The organism is Paenibacillus sp. FSL W7-1088 (assembly GCF_037969855.1).
GTDB lineage: Bacteria > Bacillota > Bacilli > Paenibacillales > Paenibacillaceae > Paenibacillus.
In genome coordinates this window covers 5440787-5463581 of record NZ_CP150216.1, presented here as the reverse complement: position 1 = coordinate 5463581, position 22795 = coordinate 5440787, and the positions used below count along the sequence as shown (strand labels likewise).

The 22795-nt window shown below is 46.3% G+C and carries 23 protein-coding genes; 20 read left to right on the top strand and 3 right to left on the bottom strand.

Annotated features, from left to right (window positions below):
- Nucleotides 1-15 precede the first annotated feature (15 nt).
- The 7 genes from MKY42_RS24655 (at nt 16) to MKY42_RS24625 (ending at nt 6244) form a co-directional block, all read left to right on the top strand.
- Nucleotides 16-1023, top strand: a complete 1008-nt coding sequence (locus tag MKY42_RS24655) for an iron ABC transporter permease (RefSeq protein ID WP_339845433.1) — start codon at nt 16-18, stop codon at nt 1021-1023.
- Nucleotides 1016-2038, top strand: a complete 1023-nt coding sequence (locus MKY42_RS24650) for an iron ABC transporter permease (protein WP_339845429.1) — start codon at nt 1016-1018, stop codon at nt 2036-2038. Before MKY42_RS24655 ends, MKY42_RS24650 begins: the two co-directional genes overlap by 8 nt.
- Nucleotides 2039-2076: 38 nt before the next feature.
- Complete coding sequence (locus tag MKY42_RS24645; protein ID WP_256222335.1) at nt 2077-2811, top strand: alpha/beta hydrolase-fold protein; 735 nt, start codon at nt 2077-2079, stop codon at nt 2809-2811.
- 105 nt (nt 2812-2916) lie between these two features.
- Nucleotides 2917-3672 (top strand): exodeoxyribonuclease III, encoded by a 756-nt coding sequence (locus tag MKY42_RS24640; protein ID WP_090903781.1) that lies wholly within the window; start codon nt 2917-2919, stop codon nt 3670-3672.
- Nucleotides 3673-3941: 269 nt separating this feature from the next.
- Entirely contained in the window at nt 3942-4925 is a 984-nt protein-coding gene (locus tag MKY42_RS24635; RefSeq protein WP_090903780.1) for an alpha/beta hydrolase, read from the top strand.
- Nucleotides 4926-4975: 50 nt separating this feature from the next.
- Nucleotides 4976-5122: a hypothetical protein gene (locus tag MKY42_RS24630; protein ID WP_177185850.1), complete on the top strand. Its 147-nt coding sequence runs from the start codon at nt 4976-4978 to the stop codon at nt 5120-5122.
- 138 nt (nt 5123-5260) lie between these two features.
- Nucleotides 5261-6244 (top strand): diaminopimelate dehydrogenase, encoded by a 984-nt coding sequence (locus MKY42_RS24625; RefSeq protein WP_090903778.1) that lies wholly within the window; start codon nt 5261-5263, stop codon nt 6242-6244.
- Nucleotides 6245-6425: 181 nt separating this feature from the next.
- Here MKY42_RS24625 and MKY42_RS24620 read toward each other — a convergent pair whose 3' ends face one another.
- On the bottom strand, nt 6426-7280 hold the full coding sequence (locus MKY42_RS24620; protein WP_090903777.1) for a pentapeptide repeat-containing protein: 855 nt from the start codon (nt 7278-7280) through the stop codon (nt 6426-6428).
- Nucleotides 7281-7585: 305 nt separating this feature from the next.
- On the opposite strand from MKY42_RS24620, the gene MKY42_RS24615 reads away from it, so the two are divergent.
- The gene (locus MKY42_RS24615) at nt 7586-8125 is read left to right on the top strand and encodes an NADPH-dependent FMN reductase (protein WP_090904007.1); all 540 of its coding nucleotides are present in this window, start codon (nt 7586-7588) and stop codon (nt 8123-8125) included.
- A gap of 182 nt (nt 8126-8307) precedes the next feature.
- On the opposite strand, the gene gdhA is transcribed toward MKY42_RS24615, so the two are convergent.
- Nucleotides 8308-9684, bottom strand: a complete 1377-nt coding sequence (gene gdhA, locus MKY42_RS24610; protein ID WP_339845413.1) for an NADP-specific glutamate dehydrogenase — start codon at nt 9682-9684, stop codon at nt 8308-8310.
- Between the two features lie 389 nt (nt 9685-10073).
- Here gdhA and MKY42_RS24605 point away from each other — a divergent pair, with 389 nt between their 5' ends.
- The 5 genes from MKY42_RS24605 to MKY42_RS24585 all read left to right on the top strand — a co-directional run bounded on the left by MKY42_RS24605 (nt 10074) and on the right by MKY42_RS24585 (nt 14430).
- Nucleotides 10074-10547, top strand: a complete 474-nt coding sequence (locus tag MKY42_RS24605) for a GreA/GreB family elongation factor (RefSeq protein WP_090903776.1) — start codon at nt 10074-10076, stop codon at nt 10545-10547.
- The gene (locus tag MKY42_RS24600) at nt 10537-11043 is read left to right on the top strand and encodes a cation:proton antiporter regulatory subunit (RefSeq protein ID WP_339845411.1); all 507 of its coding nucleotides are present in this window, start codon (nt 10537-10539) and stop codon (nt 11041-11043) included. Before MKY42_RS24605 ends, MKY42_RS24600 begins: the two co-directional genes overlap by 11 nt.
- A gap of 3 nt (nt 11044-11046) precedes the next feature.
- Nucleotides 11047-12252, top strand: coding sequence for a cation:proton antiporter (locus MKY42_RS24595; protein ID WP_339845409.1), 1206 nt, complete (start codon nt 11047-11049; stop codon nt 12250-12252).
- Nucleotides 12253-12609: 357 nt separating this feature from the next.
- Nucleotides 12610-13326, top strand: coding sequence for an expansin EXLX1 family cellulose-binding protein (locus MKY42_RS24590; protein ID WP_339845407.1), 717 nt, complete (start codon nt 12610-12612; stop codon nt 13324-13326).
- 147 nt (nt 13327-13473) lie between these two features.
- Nucleotides 13474-14430: an alpha/beta hydrolase gene (locus MKY42_RS24585; protein WP_339845404.1), complete on the top strand. Its 957-nt coding sequence runs from the start codon at nt 13474-13476 to the stop codon at nt 14428-14430.
- Here MKY42_RS24585 and MKY42_RS24580 read toward each other — a convergent pair.
- On the bottom strand, nt 14425-15303 hold the full coding sequence (locus MKY42_RS24580; RefSeq protein ID WP_339845402.1) for a PhzF family phenazine biosynthesis protein: 879 nt from the start codon (nt 15301-15303) through the stop codon (nt 14425-14427). The two genes, MKY42_RS24585 and MKY42_RS24580, sit on opposite strands and share 6 nt — an antisense overlap.
- Before the next feature lie 181 nt (nt 15304-15484).
- Here MKY42_RS24580 and MKY42_RS24575 point away from each other — a divergent pair, with 181 nt between their 5' ends.
- The 7 genes from MKY42_RS24575 (at nt 15485) to MKY42_RS24545 (ending at nt 22775) form a co-directional block, all read left to right on the top strand.
- Nucleotides 15485-16411 (top strand): NADP-dependent oxidoreductase, encoded by a 927-nt coding sequence (locus MKY42_RS24575; RefSeq protein ID WP_339845400.1) that lies wholly within the window; start codon nt 15485-15487, stop codon nt 16409-16411.
- Nucleotides 16412-16712: 301 nt separating this feature from the next.
- Nucleotides 16713-17264 carry a GNAT family protein gene (locus MKY42_RS24570; protein WP_339845398.1) on the top strand — a complete coding sequence of 184 codons (552 nt, stop codon included), beginning with the start codon at nt 16713-16715 and terminating at the stop codon, nt 17262-17264.
- 260 nt (nt 17265-17524) lie between these two features.
- Nucleotides 17525-18640 carry a nucleotidyltransferase domain-containing protein gene (locus tag MKY42_RS24565; RefSeq protein WP_339845395.1) on the top strand — a complete coding sequence of 372 codons (1116 nt, stop codon included), beginning with the start codon at nt 17525-17527 and terminating at the stop codon, nt 18638-18640.
- A 264-nt stretch (nt 18641-18904) separates the two neighbouring features.
- The gene (locus MKY42_RS24560; protein WP_090903767.1) at nt 18905-19534 is read left to right on the top strand and encodes a type 1 glutamine amidotransferase family protein; all 630 of its coding nucleotides are present in this window, start codon (nt 18905-18907) and stop codon (nt 19532-19534) included.
- A gap of 81 nt (nt 19535-19615) precedes the next feature.
- Nucleotides 19616-20353 (top strand): cyclase family protein, encoded by a 738-nt coding sequence (locus MKY42_RS24555; protein WP_179263510.1) that lies wholly within the window; start codon nt 19616-19618, stop codon nt 20351-20353.
- Between the two features lie 251 nt (nt 20354-20604).
- Nucleotides 20605-22086, top strand: a complete 1482-nt coding sequence (locus MKY42_RS24550; RefSeq protein ID WP_090903765.1) for a HAMP domain-containing sensor histidine kinase — start codon at nt 20605-20607, stop codon at nt 22084-22086.
- Nucleotides 22083-22775, top strand: coding sequence for a response regulator transcription factor (locus tag MKY42_RS24545; RefSeq protein ID WP_090903764.1), 693 nt, complete (start codon nt 22083-22085; stop codon nt 22773-22775). Before MKY42_RS24550 ends, MKY42_RS24545 begins: the two co-directional genes overlap by 4 nt.
- Nucleotides 22776-22795: the final 20 nt, after the last annotated feature.

Below are 22795 nucleotides of genomic sequence, written 5' to 3'. Positions count from 1 at the left end.
GGCGTGTATACTCCTATGCAAAAAAGAAGATTGAATCCGGTGGTGCTGTTCGCAGCAGCACCTCTGTTCATTGCAGTTACCATTCTGGCGTCCGTCATGTACGGAGCCAAGAGCATTGACGTTTCGACCATAGCAGCAGCCATTTTCCATTTCGATACAGACAGCATTGATCACCAGATCATCGTATCATCCCGGCTCCCACGTGTTATTGGTGCTTTATTAATCGGGGCTTTTCTGGCGGTGTCAGGTGCGCTCATGCAGGGGATGACAAGAAACTATCTTGCGTCCCCTTCCATTATGGGGGTATCCGATGGATCGGTAGTGGTCATCACCTTATGTATGGTATTTATGCCGAATACGTCATCTCTTGGTCTTATATTTTACTCTTTGGCGGGATCGGCACTTGGAGCAGGACTGGTATTTCTCATAGCCTGGTTACTGCCGGGTGGCATGTCGCCTGTTCGGCTTGCCATTCTGGGTACAATTATCGGTACATTCCTCGGTGGTGTATCTCAGGCTGTGGCTACCTATTATCAGGTGTCTCAAACGATCAGTTTCTGGTATAACGCCAGATTGCATCAGATGGACCCTGGCATGATCAAGCTGATTATTCCATTTGCTGTGGTGGGACTGGCGTTAGCCATCATTCTTTCCAAGTCTATTACCATTCTGTCGATGGGCGATGATGTGGCAACAAGCCTGGGGCAGCGTACCGGATGGGTTAAGGCTTTATCGATACTGAGTGTGGTTATCCTGACTGGAATATCTGTGGCTTTGGCGGGCAAAATCGCTTTTGTCGGTTTGTTGGTTCCGCATATTACCCGATTTCTCTTCGGGGTAGATTACCGCTGGATTATTCCGTGTTCCGCTCTGCTGGGCGGATTCTTTTTGGCCTGGTGTGACATCTTGAGTCGTTTCATTAACTCTCCGTTTGAAACACCAATTGGAGTAGTCACCGCATTATTTGGCGTTCCCTTCTTCCTTTATCTGATCAAAACCAAAGGAGGGGGAAAACATGCCTGAACCGCAGCGGGGAAGATTATGGGCCGTCATTTTCATAAGTTCAATAATCATTGCAGCAGCCGTTTATATCAGTTTGACTAACGGTGCGTTTGACATATCGGTGATGGATGTGGTCAAAACGTTATTGCGGCTGGACCCTGTCCATGAGCATGATCTGGTCATTTTTGATTTCAGGCTGCCGCGTATTGTCATTGCATTACTGCTTGGCCTGGGACTCGGGATTGCCGGAGCTGTTATTCAGGGCATCGCCCGCAATCCACTGGCTGACCCCGGCATGCTTGGGATTAACGCAGGTGCCGGAACAGCAATGGTGCTCTTTATGCTTCTGTTTCATGGGTCCATAACAGGTACAGGATGGTTGTCCATTATGGCGATGCCACTGTTTGGCCTGTTGGGTGGATTAACGGCAGTTATTCTCATCTTGTGGTTTGCACAGGAGCGCGGTCAGTTGGATTCCCAAAGGCTTATTCTGGTCGGGATTGCCATCGGTTCAGGTTTTAGTGCAATTACGCTTTATCTTTCCCTAAAGATGAACCCGTCCGATTTTGAGATGGCTACCGTCTGGCTGACAGGCAGCATTTATAATGCCAACTGGCGATACATATCGGCGATGATTCCATGGCTGGTTCTGCTGATTCCTTTGCTTTGGGCTAAATCCCGTGTGCTGGATGTCATGCAGCTGCAGGAGGCCAGCAGCATGGGACTCGGCGTGGATGTCCATCGGGAGAGAAAAATATTGTTGCTGGGCAGTGTTGGGCTCGTCAGTGCCTGTGTTGCCGTATCCGGGAGTATCGGATTTGTTGGGTTAATCGCTCCTCATATTGCACGGCGGCTGGTGGGGCTTCACCATAAACGGGTCATTCCGATATCCGGGTTGGTCGGCATGGCGATGGTTGTTGTAGGGGATTTGATTGGCAAAACGGTGTTTGCCCCGGCAGAACTGCCTGTGGGCATCGTTATCTCCATTATTGGCGTTCCTTATTTCATCTTTTTACTGCTCAAGAACCGGATGTAACAAGCCAGATTTGAAACAGGAGGGAAGGGTTCCATATCATGAGTAAATGGGTACAGGAGTCGGTTAATGGTTGGACGCTCCATCTGCTGCTTCCGCCATCTTACACAGAGGGAGATCGTCATTACCCGGTCGTTTATATTCAGGATGGAGGTGCGGTAGCCAAAGCCTGCAGCAATCTGCTGGATCATTCTTTTCGCTCCGGAAAACTGCCTGAATTGATTTTGGTCGGTATTGAACCTCACCATCGCAACGATGACTACACGCCATGGCCTGTACCAGCGCTGCATGCATCCTTTTCGGCCTTTGGCGGTCAGGGAATCATATATCTGAAGGCGATCACTGAGCAGCTGAAACCGTATGTGGACTCGTCTTACCGTACTCTTACAGATTCAGAGAATACAGGTATACTTGGCTGTTCGCTCGGTGGGCTGATCTCTCTGTTTGCGGCGATGGAATTCCCTCATATCTTTGGAAAGGTTGGGGCGTTATCAGCCTCAATGTGGTATGAAGGTTTCCTCGATTATATGAGTGACTATTGCTGGGCTGAACGCCGCGGGTTGAAGTTGTATATGTACGTTGGGAGTCTGGAAGGTGTGTACAAGGCTAATGCCCAAGCACAAATGCTGGAAAATACACGTTCTGCGTGTCGCATGATTTTGGCCCAGGGCTATCCTGCCGAGCGGCTGAATTACGTGGAGGAAGAGGGCGGGACGCATGATCTTTTATTTTTTGCCAAGCATCTGCCTGAAGCATTAACCTGGTTGTTTCAGTGAGCATAGGGCTTAGTAAGCGCTCATTCTGTTTGGATATCGTCACACCTCAGCTTGTCCTTCCGAATTCGCCCATGCTATATTGGGGAGATGTGAGGAGATGAGGATATGAAGCTGGTGTCCTGGAATGTAAATGGATTGCGGGCATGTGTTACCAAAGGATTCATGGATTATTATAACGAGAGTCAAGCCGATATTTTCTGTGTGCAGGAGACCAAGCTGCAGGCAGGACAGATCGAAATGGATCTGGGTGAAGACGTATATCAATACTGGAATTATGCTGTCAAAAAAGGATACTCCGGCACAGCCGTATTTACCCGGATCAAACCGCTATCTGTCTGGTATGGAATCGAGGAAGATAGCGAACCGGAAGGCCGAATGATCACGCTGGAGTTTGATCATTTTTATCTAATCAACGTATATACCCCCAATGCGAAGCGGGATCTGACCAGACTTCCTTACCGTTTGGAATGGGAGGATCGATTCAGAGGGTACGTGCTGCAATTGGAGCAGACCAAGCCGGTTATCGTATGTGGTGACCTGAATGTAGCCCATCAGGAGATCGACCTGAAGAATCCGAAGCCGAATCTGGGCAACTCGGGATTCACGCTGGAAGAGCGAGGTAAGATGACCGATCTGCTGGCTGCCGGATATGTGGATAGCTTCCGCCATATGTACCCGGATCGCACGGATGTGTTCAGCTGGTGGTCGTACATGCCCAAGGTAAGAGAGCGTAATGTTGGATGGCGGATCGATTATTTTCTTGTGTCCAATCAACTGGCTCCGAAGGTGTCAGATGCGCATATTGATTGCCATGTCATGGGCAGTGATCATTGCCCGGTCGGTCTCACGTTGCAATTGTAGATTGCAGAGGGTGTATTTCCCCTTTTACAAAATGAATATCATCCAAACCGCAGGTTTCCGTTATCGGGAATTTGCGGTTATTTACGTTGTTTATATGATTATCTTTCCTTAGGTACAGGTCTCAGTGGTATTTTTCATCCTGCGGGTAGGGGATGGAACTAGACTTAGGTTGGGGAAAGAACTGGACCCGGGATCGTTCCGTTTCCACCCGTACTTGGGTAAGATTGAAGAATACATATAGAAGATGATCCGGGTAAGGGGTAGAGACGATGAAGAAGGGGTTACGGCGAGGATTGAAGGGGCTGGGTGGCCTGATGCTGGCAACAGGACTTCTGCTGCTGGCAGGAACCGCGTACGAGGCGTATCAGTCGACACAGGACATGAAATCTTACACTGCACCGGGCAAAATGTATGAGGTGAGCGGACGTAACATGCATCTCTATACAACGGGAAGAGGAAATGCGACGGTTGTTCTCGCTTCAGGCTGGGGTACGCCTAATCCGTATGTTGATTTCAGCCCGCTATATAACAAGTTGAAATCCCAGGTGAACATTGCGGTGTATGACCGGTTCGGTTACGGGTATAGCGATTATACGGATCGGCCACGTGATATCGATACCATTACGGAGGAAATTCATCAACTGCTGCGAGTATCCGGCCAACGTCCGCCATATATCATGGTAGGTCATTCTCTTGGATCGCTGGAGACCGTGCGATTCGCGCAAATGTATCCCGATGAGGTAGCAGGTATGGTCATGATTGATGGAGGAAGTCCCGAATATTACAGCACTGTGGCCATGGAGCCATCGGATTGGTATTTCGATTCAGCACGTTTTCTGGTGAAAACAGGCATTGCGCGTACATTGCTGCATTCGGATCGGATAACGGAATCCTTGGTCGTTAACCCGGATCTCGTTACGGAGTCAATGAGAAAGGCAGCCACCATTTCCACGCTCAAGCATGCTTACAATGACAACTTGATTGGAGAGATGCGCAATTCCAAGACGAACGCAGCCCGTATCCTGGAGCATAAAAAGGAATTCTCTTTCCCGTTAACCATTCTGACGGCCGGTTCAGAGAAATCAAGCGAAGGCAGCCGGGCATGGCAGGCAGATCAAGCCGATTTTGCTTCATGGTCCAGTCAAGGAACACAGGTCACTGTGGCACACGCCAAACACGATATTCATAATAGTCAGCCGGATATTGTCGCTAGTGAAATTTTGGAGTTGGTGAAGCGGTCCGGTGAACTATGAAGAACATGATCCAGCCAAAATATAGCAAACAGGATGAGGAGGTAGAATGGATGAAAAAGATCAGAATTGCATCAAGATTCCTTTCCTTACTCCTGGCAAGCTGTCTGTTGTCTCTAACGGTGTTGTCCGTCTCCGTCTTGTTTGCTACCTCTTCCGTGGATGACATACCTTTTATCCATTCGGTTGGACGTGATTAGAATAAAAGGAATATATCAGGCCTTGCTGCTCTGCATGCAAGGTATTTCTATTTCACACTGGAAACCTGACAGTTTACATGGTATGTTATATAATTATACTGAACAGAGTATGCAACATTAGATGAAGACAGGAGAGGATTGAACATGGTCAAAGTTGGTATCGTCGGTTACGGAAATCTGGGCAAAGGTGTAGAGAAAGCGATTACTCAAAACCCGGATATGGAGCTCGTTGCTGTATTTACACGTCGTAACCCGGAGCAGATGGTTGCAGAAGGTATGGAGGTTCGTTTCGAGCACATCTCTGCTGCTGAGCAATACATAGGCAAAATTGATGTGATGATTCTGTGTGGAGGTTCGGCAACCGATCTTCCGGAGCAGACACCTGCAATTGCAAAATGGTTCAATACGGTGGATAGCTTCGATACACATGCCAAAATCCCTGAATTCTATAAAGAAGTTAACGCTGCGGCAGAGCAAGGTGGCCACGTGAGCGTCATTTCCACAGGTTGGGACCCGGGCTTGTTCTCCATGAACCGACTGCTTGCCCAATCGATCCTGCCAGAAGGTAAAGAGTACACGTTCTGGGGTAAAGGAGTAAGCCAAGGTCACTCCGATGCGATCCGTCGTGTTCCTGGCGTTAAGGCTGGTGTGCAATACACTGTACCTGTTGAAGAAGTAATCAACAGCATTCGTGCTGGGGAGACCCCAGAATTGACCACACGTGAGAAGCATCTGCGTCAATGTTATGTAGTTGCAGAAGCTGGTGCAAATCAGGACGAAATTCGTGAAACGATTGTATCCATGCCGAACTATTTCTCGGATTACGATACAACGGTGACGTTCATTACTGAAGAGCAATTAAAGGCTGAGCATGAAGGTATGCCACACGGTGGGTTTGTCATTCGCAGTGGAGTTACAGGCGCAGGCCAGAAACAAATTATTGAATTTGGTCTGAAGCTCGACAGCAATCCTGAATTTACAGCAAGTGTACTGGTGGCTTATGCAAGAGCCGCACAACGTTTGAGTCTGGAAGGATACAAAGGGGCTAAGACGGTATTTGATATTCCACTCGGTCACCTGTCTCCTAAATCGGCTGAGGACCTTCGCCGCGACTTGCTGTAGTCCGTTAATTCATTACCGCAGTTGTAAGTACTGATTATTTATATCTAAAATGTAATACAACACAAATAGCTCGTCCTTCTAAAAAGAGGGACGAGCTATTTGTTGCACAAACGAATGAGTACCTATTCATGGTTTATTCATATTCATTCCTGATTCATACTTCATCTTGGGTTAGTCTTCCCTACAGCCAGTGTGAGGGAAGGTTTAAATGATAAGGCAACTTGGTATCTGCACTGCCTTTTGCCGAGTTGAGCTGGGATTGTGTCAGAAAGATACTGCCTCTCAGATCTGCTCCGCCCAGATTCGCATCCCGCAAGTCGGTCCCGATCAGATCGGTGTTTCTCATATCTGCATTTCGTAAATCAGCCGCTATCATTAAGGCACCTCTAAAGCTTGCACCCCGAAGGTCAGCGCCTTTAAGATTGGCACCCAGAAAGTCTCTTCCCGTACGCTTTTTGGTCTTCGATTGGGATGGTCCCTTACCCGAAGCTGGAACCTTTGCCCGCACCATCTCGCTGGCCTGTACAAGCAGTTCGTTCACCACCGCCCGATGTGCGGGAATATCGAGACGTAATATGGCAGATGGCTCCAGATCGGTTAGTCGTTCCGTTTCCCGATATACGTCCTTCAACGCGGCATGGATGGATGATGTTTCCGGCAGCTGAAGCATTTCATTGATATAGCTCATCATCTCATGAAGCTGCTTCATGACAGGCAAGCAATCGAACATCTCGGCAGCAGATTCGGGATGATTACGCCAATCCCTGCCCGCATATGTAATTTGTGATAGTTTCTGACCAGCCCCGAAACAATCGTAGACTGTGCAGCCCTTGAACCCCTTCTGTCGCAGCTGTGTATGGATACCACAGCGGTTATCGGTACGGAGATTGGGACAGGGGGTACCGCTGGATTTATCAAAAGCAAAGTCTGAGGATTTGCCATACGGCAAGGCAACACAGCATAGACCAAAACATTGCTCGCAGTCTGCACTTAAATGCAGAGTAGCCTGATTGCTACTGAATGCTTGATTAGTCATTTGTACACTTCCTTTAATTAAAAGACTTGCTATTTTAAGGTCATTACAACTTTACCATCAGGCTGAATTTCGATCAATATGCTGCTATGTAGAATAAATTCATAACAATATTTGTATGATAAAGATAAAGTTAAAAAAATAAATACAAACTTTACGTAAGTTACTTGACTAAATGAATTTAATTACTTATTATCAATATCAACAGAAGAAATTAAACCAAACGGATACAGGATGGTGTCAATATGGGCTTTATGGATAAATTATTCGGAAAAACAAACAACAACACACAAGAGGAGGAACAAACGATGTCGAAACTTAACATTGGAATTATTCTTGGGAGCACACGTGAGGGGCGTTTGAGTCCACAGGTTGGAGAATGGGTAAAACAGATTGCGGATGCACGTGGAGATGCCAACTATGAGATCGTGGATATTGCTGATTACAAGCTGCCTCTCTTGGGAGAAGCGGATGCAACGGAGCAGGCTACTGCCTGGAATGCGAAGCTGGCAAGTCTGGACGGGTTCGTATTCATTGTACAGGAGTATAACCACAGCATCTCCGCATCACTGAAAAATGCTTTGGATTATGCCCGTGAGGCATGGAATGACAAAGCTGCCGGGATTGTCAGTTACGGTTCAGTAGGTGGTGCACGTGCTGCAGAACATCTGCGGGGCATTCTAGGTGAGTTGTCGGTTGCTGATGTTCGTGTTCATCCCGCACTTTCGCTATTTACCGATTTTGATAACGGAACCTTCAAACCGGCTGATCTGCATTTGACGAACCTAAACGGTATGCTTGACCAAGTGCTGTCCTGGAGCGGAGCCCTGAAAACCATTCGTTCTTAAGCCATATCGTCGTTAGGAGCCGCCATTTTGGCGGCTTTTTGGGTTAGTCCGTATGCCGAGGTTCTGCATGTGTAAAAGTAGCAAAAGGGCAGCTCTCCCTGGGGAGAACTGCCCTTTATTATCTTAGGAAAAATGCCATTACACTGGCTGGAAAATTCCTGTGGTGAATGGGTTTGCCTAAGTTAGACGATACCTTGTGCGAGCATGGCGTCTGCCACCTTCAGGAAGCCTGCGATGTTCGCTCCGGCAAGCAGGTTACCTGCACAGCCGTACTCATCCGCTGCCTGAACACAGCTGGTGTAGATGTTCGACATAATGTCATGCAGCTTGGCGTCCACTTCTTCAAATGACCAGGACAACCGCATGCTGTTCTGCGACATTTCAAGTGCGGACACGGCGACTCCACCAGCATTAGCCGCTTTGGCTGGTCCAAACAGAACGCCTTCTTTATGAAAAACGTCAATCGCAGCCAGAGTAGAAGGCATATTCGCCCCTTCACCGATCGCTTTAACTCCGCCTTGCACGAGCAATGCAGCAGCCTGTTCGTCGATTTCGTTTTGCGTTGCACAAGGCAGCGCGATATCACAAGGGATAGACCAGATGCCTTCACAGCCTTCGGTGTAGACGGCATGCGGATGTTCTTTGACATATTCGCTGATCCGCAGACGATCAACCTCTTTTAATCTTTTTACGGTATCCAGATTGATTCCTTGAGCGTCATAGATGTAACCCCCAGAGTCACTACACGCCACAACCTTAGCTCCAAGCTCCTGAGCCTTCTGAATGGCATAGATGGATACATTCCCCGAACCGGAGACAACTACGGTGCTGTCCTTGAAGCTCAGTCCTTTGGATGCCAGCATTTCCTTCACAAAGTACACGCATCCGAATCCTGTAGCTTCCTTACGAGCAAGACTTCCCCCGTACAGCAAGCCTTTACCTGTGAGTACACCAGCTTCGTGTCCACCGCTGATACGTTTGTACTGTCCGAACATATAACCGATTTCCCGTGCACCTACACCAATGTCGCCGGCAGGTACGTCCGCATCGGAACCGATATATTTGTACAGCTCAGTCATGAAGCTTTGCGTGAAACGCATGACTTCCAGATCTGATTTTCCTTTTGGATCGAAGTCGGAACCACCTTTACCACCGCCGATTGGCAGGCCAGTCAGTGCATTTTTGAAAATTTGTTCGAACCCAAGGAATTTAACGATTCCCGAGTAAACGGAAGGGTGGAAACGAAGTCCGCCTTTGTAAGGTCCAATTGCGCTGTTGAACTGAACACGGAATCCACGGTTTACTTGCACCTTGCCTTGATCATCTACCCAAGGCACACGGAACGTAATGACACGTTCTGGTTCAACAAGCTGTTCAAGCAAGCCATTCTCCCGATATTTCGGGTGAGCTGCAATGACCGGAATAAGCGAGTCCAGGATCTCTTTGACAGCCTGATGGAATTCACTTTCCTGTGGATTTCTGGCGATAACCGATTCGTAAACGGAATGAACATACTCTGCTGCAGATACTTGAGTTGAATCCTTAGTTATAGTCGACACTTTTTCAATGCACTCCTTTATTGTGTTAAAGTCTTGGGATGGCTATTTGTATAAATTGCATAAAAGTTTGTAGTTAAATATACATGAAACCCAATAAAAATACGAGATAAAAAGCCATAAAATGTTTTTTAAGGCTTATTAAAATCTTCTATGGATCTGTCATACGATGTGAAGGTTAGATATTGAAGACAGGCTGAACATTCCTTTAAGCGTTATATAACGTGAAGTTAACCGAATATACTGGATTAAAAAATTAGTTTTGGTAAGATGGTAGTAAGACCGCGGTATCCGTGGTTTTTTTATCTATATGAAGGAGGAGAGCAACATGATGAAGAAAAACATGCGAATCAACATGGAGAACAAGGCTTGTATAGGAGGTGAGATTTATTATGAACCATAGGTCCTCCTTTCAAAATTGCAGAGAAATGCTGGTGAACCAGCTCATTATATTCGGTGAAGAGAAAAGAACATTTCTCGACGCCTATTTTGACGTGCGTGATCCGGAACGTTCGCAGATGGAACGGCTGCTTGCCACCTATACAACGTGTGTGGAGAAGCTGCTCCTCGGTTCGGATGAAGCTCTGGACTCGGTGGTACTTATCGGTAGCTTGATCCGTTTTGAGTACGTTGACTTTCATACAGCTGATTCGTTCACCATTGTGATGCCGGATGACGCGGACCCGGATGCGGGGCATATTTCCTTTCTCTCCCCTGTGGGACGGCAGTTATTGCTTGGGCTCAAGGGAGAAGTGAGGTCGATTAATATACCGGCTGGCTCGATGCGAGTACGCATTATGGATATTGCGTTAAACAATGACTCTTTGAATCGGATGTCCACTGGGGGTGCAGATCATGCACTTTAAAGAGACGGATTTGCCGGGAATTGGACGCAAATATTGGCTGCATACACGCAGCGGTGAGCATTTGGTCATCGTCATCCATAATGATGAGCGGCGTGACCTGTTTCACATGGAATCAGGTGATTCGCCAGAAGAAATTGGAGACATGGTGTCACTGATCACATTAGATGATGATGAGGCCCGTGCGGTAGCGGCTATTGTCGGCGGCATGACGTACAAACCAACCTTTCAGGATGAACGTGAAGTTATGTTGGAGGGGCTGTTAATTGAGTGGCTCCGTATTGAGCCGAATTCTGAGAGTATAGGGAGAACGATCGGAGAACTGAATATTCGCCAGGCAACAGGAGCAGTTATTCTGGCTGTGGTGGAGAAGAACAGGACGAAGCAGTTTAATCCGGGTCCGGATTTTATCTTTACCGCGGGGGCTACGGTTGTTGTCGCTGGTGAACGGGATCAGATCAAACTGTTAAAACAGTTGTTAACCAATGGACGGCTCTAGCCTATGGATATGCTCATATTCGAAGTGGGAATTGCCGTTGCGCTGATTACACTTACGGGGCTCATATCTGCACGATTACGATTCTCGGTCATTCCTTTCTATATTCTGATTGGTATGGCTGTTGGACCGCATGCACCACAGATTGGCATTGTGGATTTACGTTTTATCGAAAGCTCGTCCTTTATTGAATTTATGGGCAGGCTGGGCATTCTGTTTTTACTCTTTTATCTGGGACTTGAATTTTCGGTATCCCGTCTATTGAAGTCAGGCAAAGCCATTCTGACCGGAGGTATGTTCTACGTTGGCCTAAATTTTGCTTCCGGTCTGCTGCTGGGATGGTTCATGGAGCTGCCGCTCAAGGAGACATTAGTTATCTGTGGTATCATGACGAGTTCTTCCACAGCTATTGTGGCTAAAGTACTCGTGGATCTGAAGCGAACGGCGAACCCGGAGACGGAGATTATTATGGGCATGATCATGTTTGATGATCTGTTCATCGCCATTCATATCTCCATCCTGACGGGGCTTGTGCTTAGTGGGGCTACCTCATTCCTCAGCGTCCTGCTTGTATCCCTGTCCGCACTGCTATTTATTGTGCTATTTCTGATCATAGGCAGGAAATGCATCAAGTATATCGATAAGGCACTCAACATCAAGTCATCGGAGTTATTTCTGCTTACGGTGATGACGCTGCTCTTTCTGGTGGCGGGTTTCTCGGAAACATTGCATGTAGCCGAGGCGATTGGAGCTCTGATGATGGGGCTGGTTCTGGGGGAGTCGAGACATGCCAGCCGCATTGAGCATCAGATCATGCCGTTCAAAGATTTCTTTGGAGCCATCTTCTTTTTCAGCTTTGGCCTGACCATTGAACCTTCTTCCCTCGGCGGAGCCGTTGGCATGACGCTCATAGCGGTGGTTCTGACGATTGCCAGCAACTACGGAGCAGGAATGATCGCTGGAAGACTGGCGGGGATGACTCCCAAGGCTTCTCTCAATGTGGGGTTCACGCTCGTATCCCGTGGAGAGTTCTCCATCATTATGGCGAACATCGGCAAGGCAGGAGGCCTGATGGCTTCCATACAGTCTTTTGCCGTGTTATATGTGTTAATTCTGGCGGTGCTCGGCCCGATTCTGACAAAAGAATCACCCTGGATCTACAGTCAATATGCCCGCTTGAGGAAAAGAATGAAACGAAGGCAGACAGAGTGAATCTATGCGAACTGTTCCTGCTTTTGTGAAGAGGACAGGATAGCCCAAAAACAAATGTGACTCTGTATTGAGTTTCTGGGCTCGGGTCCATAAGCGCCACACCACATGGAGAAGTGAATTTCTCCCCGGTGTGGCGCTTTTCTTTTTATGGAATAGATGAGTGCCTTAGCGGGTCTAAACACCTAATTCAAGTGAGGTAAACATGCTATTTCATGCTCATTGAAGGGCTGAGATTAGGGCGGGACTTTGGATGCAATTTAGCTAATTAGATTGAAAATAATCATTATATATGTAAAATAATGTTATATTTGAATCTAGCAATCTAGCAATGTATCTGACGACAAGGAGGATTTTGACATGAATCAAGAAAGCAGATTTCAACGGTTAAAATGGGTAGGTACCACGCTATTGTTAGGCTTAGTGCTGTTTGCATTGCCGGCATCTGCCGCATGGAATGATACATACAAAGGTTACGCTACTTACACAGGTTCAGGATACTCGGGAGGGGCTTTGCTATTAGACCCTATTCCTGCGGACATGAAAATTACAGCACTTAATCCATATCAGCTTAATTATAATGGCATCAAGGCTGCGCTGGCCGGAGCGTATCTGGAGGTGCAAGGTCCCAAAGGCAAAACGACCGTATATGTAACGGATCTGTATCCTGAGGGAGCCAGTGGTGCGCTGGATCTTTCACCAAATGCCTTTAACCTGATCGGGGACCCGAAGGCAGGCAAAATCGATATCAGTTGGAAAGTCGTAAAAGCTCCGGTCAAAGGTAACGTTTCCTATCGGATCAAAGAAGGCAGCAGTCAGTGGTGGGCAGCGATCCAGGTTCGGAATCATAAATATCCGGTGCTGAAGCTCGAAGTGAAGCAAAAGGACGGCACATGGCTCAATCTGGAGAAACAGGACTATAATCATTTCCTGGGAACTGGACTCGGTAAAGAAAAATTGAACATTCGCATCACCGATATTCGCGGGCAGATAGTGAGTGATACCCTTCCGGCTTTGCCTGAAAGTGGATCGGGTGGAGCCTATATTGTACCGGGTAATGTACAGTTTTCGGATTGACAGAGGTAGGAAGATTTCTTGGAAAGAATCATGCTCAAAAGTGTGCTTAATGAAAAGTCGTGCAATGCACGGCTTTTTTTGGTTATATAAGATGATGCTCATGCAGCTGAATTAAATGGGTTTTACGACAAGAGGAGAATGTACAGCATGGATAATCTGCCTTCATATCATTCATCACATCATTATTGGAAACAGTATCAAGCCTTCTTCCCGGAACAATTCAGGCTAGGGGACCATGCGAATCCTGAAGAGGAGTGGTGGGAATTGAACGGGGTTCATCTGCACATCGATCGTCTGCCCGCGCCCGATTCGCCGATCAAAATTCTGTTCATTCATGGAGCCGGAGGCAATGGCAGGTTGCTCGCTCCTTATGCTCGAATGTTGCAGCTCCGAGGCTATGAGGTCATATCGCCAGATCTTCCACCGTATGGACTGAGCTATCCGTTGCCTGGGACACGCCTCAATTATGAACTATGGATCAAGCTGCTTGTTTCACTCGCTGATCGGGAATTTAGGAAAGACGGCAAGCCGATCGTGGCGTTGGGAAGCAGCATCGGAGGCATGCTGGCTTATCACACGAGTGCACGCAGTGAGCACGTACAAGGCTTGATCGTAACCACTTTTGTGGACACGAGTGATGCTGATATGCGTGACCAGCTTGCACCAAACCGTCTGGTGAGCCGATGGGGCAAACGTATGATGGATCAGTTTCCTGCTTTACTGGATCATATGCGGATCTCTGTGAAGCAAGTATCACGTATGCAGCTGATTACCAATAATTCGGATTTGACCCGACTTATTATGAATGATCCACAGGCGGCAGCGACACGTGTACCGTTGGAACTGTTAAGAACATTCCTGAATAAGAATCCGGAGGTAGACCCGGAACAGTTTGACCAATGTCCTGTACTGCTGGTTCACCCCGAACTGGACCCGATGACACCATTACGGTTCAGCCAATCTTTTTTTGATCGATTGAAGGTGGAAAAGGAATGCGTAATATTGGAAGGCGCGGGCCACTTCCCTATAGAACAGCCAGGGCTGAATCAATTGGAGCAAGCCGTGTTACGATTTTTACATAAGATTCAAGCACAGCATTCATGAAAGCTGAATTCGAATGTTCTCTATATGAACCGCGACCCCACCCACTTGAACCTTTGTGATTTCATTGGAAATGCCCAGTGTTAATCTCGCTCGAATCTCCGAGGGGCGGTTCATGGTGTATCCTTGTCTGATCGTATAGGTTGAATCGTGGGGATCTGAAAGTTGGTTGTATTTATGTAAATAACAGAGTAAAGCACCGTTAGATGTACCCGTTGCGCTCTCTTCCGGGATATCGTAGAGGGGAGCAAAATTCCGGCATTCTGCCAGAGTGCTCTCTTCATCTGGTTCAAGTGCAAATACGTGAAAACCTACGACATGGTTAGCTTTGCTCATTTTGGCGATAAGCTGAAGATCAGGAATGATTTTTGACAGAACATCAACATGGTTAACCCCAATCAGGATATCCCGCAATCCGGTAGACACGATCTGTACAGGCAGTTCGGCATGTAAATCATGTATAGAAATACCCAGAGAATCTGCAATGTCTTGTCGGTCAACGAGCTCTCCGAACTCCGGAAGTGTCTGAGACAGATAGACTTCACCATTGTTCTGGACAACCACTTCAAGTATTCCGGCCAGTGTCTCCAGTGTGTATATACCTACCTCAACGATATGCTGTGCTTTCATTAAATAAAATAAGGCAATCGTTGCATGTCCACATAGATCCACTTCATCACTAGGGGTGAAGTAACGAACTTTGAAATCAGCCTGATCCGATGGCATAACAAACGCGGTCTCTGAAAATCCGACTTGTCTGGCAATCTTCTGCATCTGAGAGTCTGATAAATGTTCTGCTTGTAAAACAACGCCTGCGGGGTTTCCACCGAGAGGCTTGTCCGAAAATGCATGTAATGTACTTACTTCAATTTCCACATCGCTACCTCGCTTGTTCAGTTATTTAGGTTCAACCGTTCTCCATTATATCACGGTTCCTGATCTGGATTGTGAACCCAAACCTGCTGCGAATTCATGAATATAGGTCAACTGAACGTCCGGGAAGGGTAATGAAGAAGGAGAGCATAACGATAATTCTATGGAAAGGCTGGGATCTCTAATGAAAGCAATTGTGATTGAAAAGTTCGGTGGAGCGGAACAATTGAAGGAAAAGGAAATGCCCAAGCCGGCATGTGGAGTGAATCAGGTGCTGATCCGCATTCATGCTACTTCTGTGAACCCGGTGGATTTCAAAGTCAGACAAGGGCATATGAAAGAGGCAGCGGATTCTTTCCCACTAATATTGGGCGGGGATGTTGCCGGTACGGTGACTGAAGCGGGTTCAAATGTGGCAAGGTTCAGAGCGGGAGATCGTGTATTTGCCCGTCCTCGTCATTTCGGGACCTATGCAGAATATGTGGCCGTGGATGCGGACATCATTGCCCGTATCCCAGAAAATCTGAGCTTCGAGGAAGCAGCTGCCATACCGCTAGCAGCCATGACGGCCTGGCAGGCACTTGTCGACCATGGACGACTTGCCAAAGGGCAGAAGGTTCTCATTCATGCGGGAGCAGGTGGTGTAGGAACCTATGCCATCCAGATTGCCAAATATTTTGGCGCTGAAGTGGCCTCCACCGCAAGTGAATCGAATGAGGAATTGCTTCGTTCGCTGGGAGTGGACCATTTTATCAACTATAAAAAAGAAGACTTCTCGGAGATTCTCTCCGGGTACGATGTCGTGCTGGACACGATGGGTGGTGACATTCAGCGTGATAGCTTCAAGGTATTGAAGGCCGGTGGACATCTGGTATCGCTTGTGGAACAGCCGGATGAAACGCTGGCTAAGGAAGTTGGTGTAACCGCCAACGTCTTCATGATGGAACCCAAAGGGGATCAACTCGATCAGTTGGCCGAGCTCGCTGCTGAGGGAAAGCTGAGACCCATCATTGATGAGATATACCCCTTGAGTGAACAAGGACTGCGTGAAGCGCACGAAAAAAACGAAACCCATCACACACGCGGGAAACTGGTCATTCGAGTAGAATAAACGAGGATTGACGTTAAATGTTTCAAGTTAGATTTTTGTTTCTGATGTACACCTCCTAAAATTCACACGAAAATACCCATATGGGGAACCAGTGATATTTTAGGAGGTGTATCTTGTATGCGGAAAAAGAGCACTGAATAATATAATTTGAAAGAATGGAATATTACGGTATATACTTGAAGTAAGTGTTGAAAGGAATGAGAACGATGTAGTATATGAAGACTTAGATCCCAAGGCCAGATCTCCGCCTTAATTCATATATGAGTGAGGTAGGAGTAAATAAACCTTAGGAGGATCTATAATGGAAAATAATATTTGGACAGGTCATAAAGTTAGATTACGTGCAATTCTCCCAACTGATTGGGATAAGTTCCACAATAATGATTCTGATTCTGACTGTGCTAGACTTTGCGATGTAATAAATTTCCCAAGATCGGAAGAGGGTACAAAAGCTTGGGCTGAACACGAGGCATCCCGTGGTCCTGATGGGGATAAAATTATGCTCGCGGTCGAGACTTTAGATGGAGTATTAGTGGGAAGCATAAGTTCGAATAACTGTGATACCCGAAATGGAACTTTTACGTACGGTGTTGCTATCTTCAGAGAATTCTGGCGCAATGGTTATGCATCAGAAGCTGTAAAAATATTGTTGCGATATTACTTTGAAGAGTTACGCTATCAGAAAGTTACTGCACATGTTTATGCTTTTAATCAAGGTTCACTAGAACTTCATGAGCGTCTTGGATTTGTCCAAGAAGGGAAACTCAGAAATATGGTATTCACTAATGGACAGCATTACGATGAATATCTATATGGTTTGACTAAAAGTGAGTACTCGAGAATGAAGATATGAGAGTAGGCTACCCTAGCGGTAGCCTTTTTTCGAATAACGGGAAACGAAAATTTAACTCTGAGGCGGGATGTAGGCGATTTGTTGATGTTCATTTTCAAATGTAAATCTCAGAACATGATCCTCTAAAAGGGGTCTTGGTACTAGGTCTCGAATAAAATAGATGTCCCAAAATTTGTAGAATGGGATTAAGCTAACCCTTACTTTAATAAAGGTGTATAGGTAGCCAATCTGAAATTGAAATACAATGAGGAGGTTATCTGATGATTGATGTTTTTGCTGTATCAGACATTATTGTAAAACATATTAAGACTCATTATCCTCAAGATGTTGCAATTGTCGGATATTACGGATCATATTTGCAGGGGCGAGCGACTGAACGTTCGGATTTGGATTTCTTCTTCATTCCGGCGACGGCCAGGGGTAGAGAAGTGGAGTGCCAGTTTATGATCGAAGGCATAAGTTTTGATTTCTGGCCCATCGGATGGGGTCGTGCTGAAAGAATGGCAACATCTGAAGAATGGAATACGACGATTATAGCAGATTGTGAATTGTTATATGTCCGATCAGATGATGATCTGGCCAGGTTCATGGAACTTCGCGAAACAATATCCAAGATGGGGAGTAAATCCAACGCATCGGATATGATCAGCAAAGCTGAGTCCGTATTAAAGGAATGCTTTATCAGCATAGCTAAAATGCGTCTTTCCAAAAACACCAAGGACCTGTCCTATTGTCGAACCCACGCTCAAAAGATTGCGGGAAACATTTTCATGTCGCTTGGCTTTTTGAACCAAATTTACTATAAACGCAGTTGGGGTCACTATCGTGAGCAAGTTAGAAATCTTCCCATTAAACCGGATCAACTGGACCCATACCTTGATACAATGATGTTCAGCCTTTCTCCAGATGAAATAGTATCAGCGTGCGAGAATCTGACAGCGGATACACTTGGTCTCATATCGGAGCGACAAAACAGCCAAGAAGAGACTCGCTCTTATAAAGAGCAACTGCGAGGGTACTACGAAGAGGAAAAAGGGATGATGAATAAACTGTTAACTGCGTGCGAAAAAGGCCATTACGAAACAGCCTTCTTCGTTGCTATTGGGCTGCAAGACGGGTTATCCCGAATATTGTATGCGGCGGAAAAGGGGCGTTGGCCTGGTATGATGGACTTGGGTGAGCATCGCGAATTTTACGTTAATTATGGGTATCCAGATCTGGTTGCACTGTTAAATCCAAACGATTTTGAACCATTACGATTAGCCGTCCTGCAGCTTATAGATCAGTTGGAGAATCATCTCAAAAGAGAAGGCGTATCTATCAACCAGTTCGACTCTGTTGCTGAGTTCGAATCATTTTACATAAACCGAGTTTGAGGATATAGCCATGAAACAGTGAATTTTATAAAGCTAAGATGTTTCGTAATTAAGAATTACAGTACCTTTTTTCGAAGAGAAGGCCGCCCGCAAAAGGGGAGTTCTAAAAATAATGGGGACTATACTCTGGAGTATTCAAACCAAAAAGGGATTGAACCCACTATATGAGCTAATTGATTATGATCAAATTTAAAAACTTTACTGACGGAAGATGTCAGTGAAGTTTTTTTATACTAGGGGTATCGACTAGAAGGGAAGTGCACGATGCATACCAAAAAAGCATATCTTTATGTATTTGATACGATGTCAGACTGGGAGGTTGGTTATTTAATTGCTGAACTAAACTCGGGAAGGTATTTTAAAAAGGGGCTGGCGCCGATAGAGGTGGTTGCTGTTGGTGTTGATAAAAGTCCAGTGACTACCATGGGAGGATTGGAAATATTACCTCACATTTCAGTTGCTGAGTGTATGGTGGAAAGTACGGATGTGTTGATTCTTCCAGGCGGGAATACTTGGATGGAATCCATTCACGAGCCTATATTGAAAAAAGCTTCGACATCTTTGGAAAAAGGTCATGTTGTTGCGGCAATATGTGGTGCAACCGTTGGTCTTGCGAGGACAGGATTGCTAGACTCCAGAAGGCATACAAGCAATGATCTGGAATATTTGAAAATGATTTGTCCTCATTATATTGGAGAAAAATACTATGAAATGGTACCTTCCGTAACGGATGATAATTTAGTTACAGCATCAGGCATAGCTCCGTTGGAATTTGCGATGCATGTATTAAAGGTGCTAGATGTATTTACACCGGAGACTTTAGATTCTTGGTTCAATCTATATCAGACTCATGAACCGAAATACTTCTTCGAGTTAATGAATTCGATCAAATAGCTGACATTCGATATTTTCGCATGGAGTGGAATACGATATAATAGTAACAATTTATTCCATTCTATGTATGAGGTGATTCGGATGTCCAATGAACTCATTCAAGCGATTCAATTATTAAAAGAAAAGAAGTGGGTGGATCTGACCCATACGTTTGGACCGGAATCTCCACATTTCTCAGCTTTTGATGCGGCACAATTCGATACGTTGTTTAATCACGATCAAGGCTTCTTCGCCCAGAGTTTCAGGTTTCCCGGTCAATATGGGACGCATCTCGATGCGCCAATTCACTTTGTGCGGGATACCCGGTATCTCGATGAACTGGGCTTAAAGGAGCTTGTGCTACCGCTGGTGGTCATTGATCAATCTGAGGCTGTAGAGAGCAATCCGGATTTCACGCTGGATGTCGAGCATATTCTTGAGTTTGAAAAAGAGCATGGCGTTATTGAAGCTGGCAGCTTTGTAGCACTGCGTACCGATTGGAGCAGACGCTGGCCCAGTCATGAAGCATTCGACAACAAGGATGCTGAGGGCAACAGTCATGCACCCGGATGGTCAGTCAGTGCGCTAATGTTTTTATTCGAGGAAAGAAAAATACAGGCGATCGGCCATGAGACCTTCGACACTGATTCAGCTGTAGACTATCAAAAGAACGGGGCACTTCTGGCAGAATATTATGTACTTGCCCGGGATACATATCAGGTAGAGCTGTTAACGAATCTGGATCAGGTACCAGCTAAAGGTGCGGTGATCTTCAATATCGTACCTAAGGCAGAAAAGGCGTCCGGCTTTCCAGTACGCTCGTTTGCCATTTTACCGTAAAACAAAGTTGAACATAGATATATTGCAAAGGACTCACACACAGTTCTTTCCGAATGATTCGCATAGGTAAATAACTAGGGAGGTGTATTTCTCCTCTGATTGTTGAGAAACCCAGGTCATTTTTACGACCTTGGGTTTTTCTTCTGTTCAGGCAGCACTGCTGATATGGAATACTCCTATGGGCATTTGGATCAATCTTGTGTTAACATGTGCACTAACTAACCCAATAGCATGATTAAGAAGGGGATACCATGTCCATTCGAATAAAAATGTTGCTGTCCTTTACGGGTATGCTCGTCATAAGTTTGCTGTTCATCCTGCTTACGGCTAGTCTGTATACGATTGCTGCAACAGGCGATCTGCAGGGGTTTCGCGATATTTACAAAGTACATTATCAGGTGAATCCACTCACGGAACAGGGAGAATCGATCTTTCAAGAGATGAAGTTTCTGGCCAAAAATGATCCGGACGAGCTGCAGAACAAGGTTTTGCTGCGCGAGTACGACATGAAGCTTCGAGCCGAGAAGTCGGGGCTCTACGTCAGACGGGAGAATAACCAGATCTTCGAATCGTTGACCTTCAACCAGCCAGAACTGAAGCAAGCACTGCCTGCCTATGATCTTAACAATTATCAGATTCGGAGTACCTTTAACATCAGTGAACGATTCTATGCGTATGCGAAATTTGATTTTAAATATTCAGATGGAGAACGGGGAAGTATCTTCGTCATTCGGGAGAGAAGCCCATTTGCTGAACTTACTCGCAAGCTGCTGCCTGTGATGTCAGTTTTGCTCATCGGGGTCCTCATCATTGCGAACCTGCTCTTGTTCCGCTGGATCACCCGCAGCTTCATTAAACCATTGAATCAACTACGGAGTTCAGCCGAACATATCAAGGACGGAAATCTGACCTTCAAGCTTCAGCTTAACTCCAATGATGAGGTTGGACAGCTCAGCGAAGCGTTTGAGAGCATGCGGAATCAATTGCAACGCTCCAATGAGTTGCGCCAGCAGGACGAGGCGAACCGCCGAGAACTCATCTCCAACATTTCGCATGACCTTCGTACCCCGATCACCAATATTAAAGGTTATATTGAGGGAATTCGTGATGGAGTGGCCAACACTCCGGAAAAAATGGAATCATACGTCAATATCATTCACTCCAAAGCAGTCAGCATGGATAAGCTGGTGGATGAACTGTTTCTGTACTCAAAGCTCGACTTGAATCAGGAACCCTTCCTGTTTAAAGTGGTAGATCTTGTCGATTTCCTGGAAGACAGCATTGAAGAGCTGAGATACGATCTGGAGGACAAAGGAGTGGCTTTGGATTGGGATAATCGGGCCTCTGGTTCGGTCATGGCTTCTGTGGATCTGGATAAATTAAAACGCACCGTTGTCAATGTAGTGGATAATGCACTTAAATATATGGAGAATGAACAAAAACGATTTGGCATTACACTTGAAGCAGATGCAGAGTGGATTACGATGGCCTTTAAAGATAATGGTAGCGGAATACCGGAAGAGGCGCTGCCTTATATATTTGAACGCTTTTATCGGGCAGAACAATCTCGCAACTCCTCAACAGGCGGAAGTGGATTGGGACTGGCGATTGCCCGCCAAATCATCGATGGACACGGAGGTTTCATCTGGGCCGAAAGCAAACCCAATGACGGCACAATCATTTATATCAAACTAAAACGGCTAAATGAAGAGGAGGGGCTGATGGGAAAATGACAAACATTTTGATTATTGAGGACGAAACAACGATTGCGGAACTGGAACGGGACTATTTCGAACTCAACGGGTTTTCTGTAGAGCTCTGCCACAACGGAGATGAAGGGCTGAAGCTGGCTCTGGAGGGGAGTTACAATCTGATTATAGTTGATCTGATGCTGCCGGGACTGGACGGCTTCGAATGTTGCAGGCGCATTCGTGAAGTGAAAGAGGTGCCGATCCTTGTGGTCTCCGCGAAAAAGGAGGAGATCGATAAGATTAGAACGTTCAATTTGGGTGTTGATGATTTTATTACGAAGCCGTTCAGCCCAAGCGAGTTGGTTGCAAGAGCGAAGGCTCATTTGACCCGATACGAGAGATTGCTTGGCAAAAGCAAACCAGCCGAACAGGATGAAATTCACATTCGCGGGCTTCATATCGACAAGGGAGCGCGCCGCGTTTTTGCTAATGGCGAAGAGGTAGCAATTACAACCAAAGAATTCGATCTACTCGTATTTCTTGCGAGTCATCCCAACCGTGTATTCAGCAAATCGGATCTGTTCGAGCGGATCTGGAGCATGGATTCCAGCGGGGATATTGCGACGGTTACCGTTCATATTCGCAAATTGCGTGGGAAGCTGGAGGCAGACCCCAAAAATCCGGAGTACATTGAAACCGTTTGGGGCGCGGGTTACCGATTCACCGTATAAGTTTCGAGAAAAATCAGATT

Excerpts from the sequence above, each read along its gene's own strand:
- MKY42_RS24655 (WP_339845433.1), top strand. The coding sequence starts at position 16 with ATGCAAAAAAGAAGATTGAATCCGGTGGTGCTGTTCGCAGCAGCACCT.
- MKY42_RS24650 (WP_339845429.1), top strand. The coding sequence starts at position 1,016 with ATGCCTGAACCGCAGCGGGGAAGATTATGGGCCGTCATTTTCATAAGT.
- MKY42_RS24645 (WP_256222335.1), top strand. The coding sequence starts at position 2,077 with ATGAGTAAATGGGTACAGGAGTCGGTTAATGGTTGGACGCTCCATCTG.
- MKY42_RS24640 (WP_090903781.1), top strand. The coding sequence starts at position 2,917 with ATGAAGCTGGTGTCCTGGAATGTAAATGGATTGCGGGCATGTGTTACC.
- MKY42_RS24635 (WP_090903780.1), top strand. The coding sequence starts at position 3,942 with ATGAAGAAGGGGTTACGGCGAGGATTGAAGGGGCTGGGTGGCCTGATG.
- MKY42_RS24630 (WP_177185850.1), top strand. The coding sequence starts at position 4,976 with ATGAAAAAGATCAGAATTGCATCAAGATTCCTTTCCTTACTCCTGGCA.
- MKY42_RS24620 (WP_090903777.1), bottom strand. The coding sequence starts at position 7,280 with ATGACTAATCAAGCATTCAGTAGCAATCAGGCTACTCTGCATTTAAGT.
- MKY42_RS24615 (WP_090904007.1), top strand. The coding sequence starts at position 7,586 with ATGTCGAAACTTAACATTGGAATTATTCTTGGGAGCACACGTGAGGGG.
- MKY42_RS24605 (WP_090903776.1), top strand. The coding sequence starts at position 10,074 with ATGAACCATAGGTCCTCCTTTCAAAATTGCAGAGAAATGCTGGTGAAC.
- MKY42_RS24600 (WP_339845411.1), top strand. The coding sequence starts at position 10,537 with ATGCACTTTAAAGAGACGGATTTGCCGGGAATTGGACGCAAATATTGG.
- MKY42_RS24595 (WP_339845409.1), top strand. The coding sequence starts at position 11,047 with ATGGATATGCTCATATTCGAAGTGGGAATTGCCGTTGCGCTGATTACA.
- MKY42_RS24590 (WP_339845407.1), top strand. The coding sequence starts at position 12,610 with ATGAATCAAGAAAGCAGATTTCAACGGTTAAAATGGGTAGGTACCACG.
- MKY42_RS24585 (WP_339845404.1), top strand. The coding sequence starts at position 13,474 with ATGGATAATCTGCCTTCATATCATTCATCACATCATTATTGGAAACAG.
- MKY42_RS24575 (WP_339845400.1), top strand. The coding sequence starts at position 15,485 with ATGAAAGCAATTGTGATTGAAAAGTTCGGTGGAGCGGAACAATTGAAG.
- MKY42_RS24570 (WP_339845398.1), top strand. The coding sequence starts at position 16,713 with ATGGAAAATAATATTTGGACAGGTCATAAAGTTAGATTACGTGCAATT.
- MKY42_RS24565 (WP_339845395.1), top strand. The coding sequence starts at position 17,525 with ATGATTGATGTTTTTGCTGTATCAGACATTATTGTAAAACATATTAAG.
- MKY42_RS24560 (WP_090903767.1), top strand. The coding sequence starts at position 18,905 with ATGCATACCAAAAAAGCATATCTTTATGTATTTGATACGATGTCAGAC.
- MKY42_RS24555 (WP_179263510.1), top strand. The coding sequence starts at position 19,616 with ATGTCCAATGAACTCATTCAAGCGATTCAATTATTAAAAGAAAAGAAG.
- MKY42_RS24550 (WP_090903765.1), top strand. The coding sequence starts at position 20,605 with ATGTCCATTCGAATAAAAATGTTGCTGTCCTTTACGGGTATGCTCGTC.
- MKY42_RS24545 (WP_090903764.1), top strand. The coding sequence starts at position 22,083 with ATGACAAACATTTTGATTATTGAGGACGAAACAACGATTGCGGAACTG.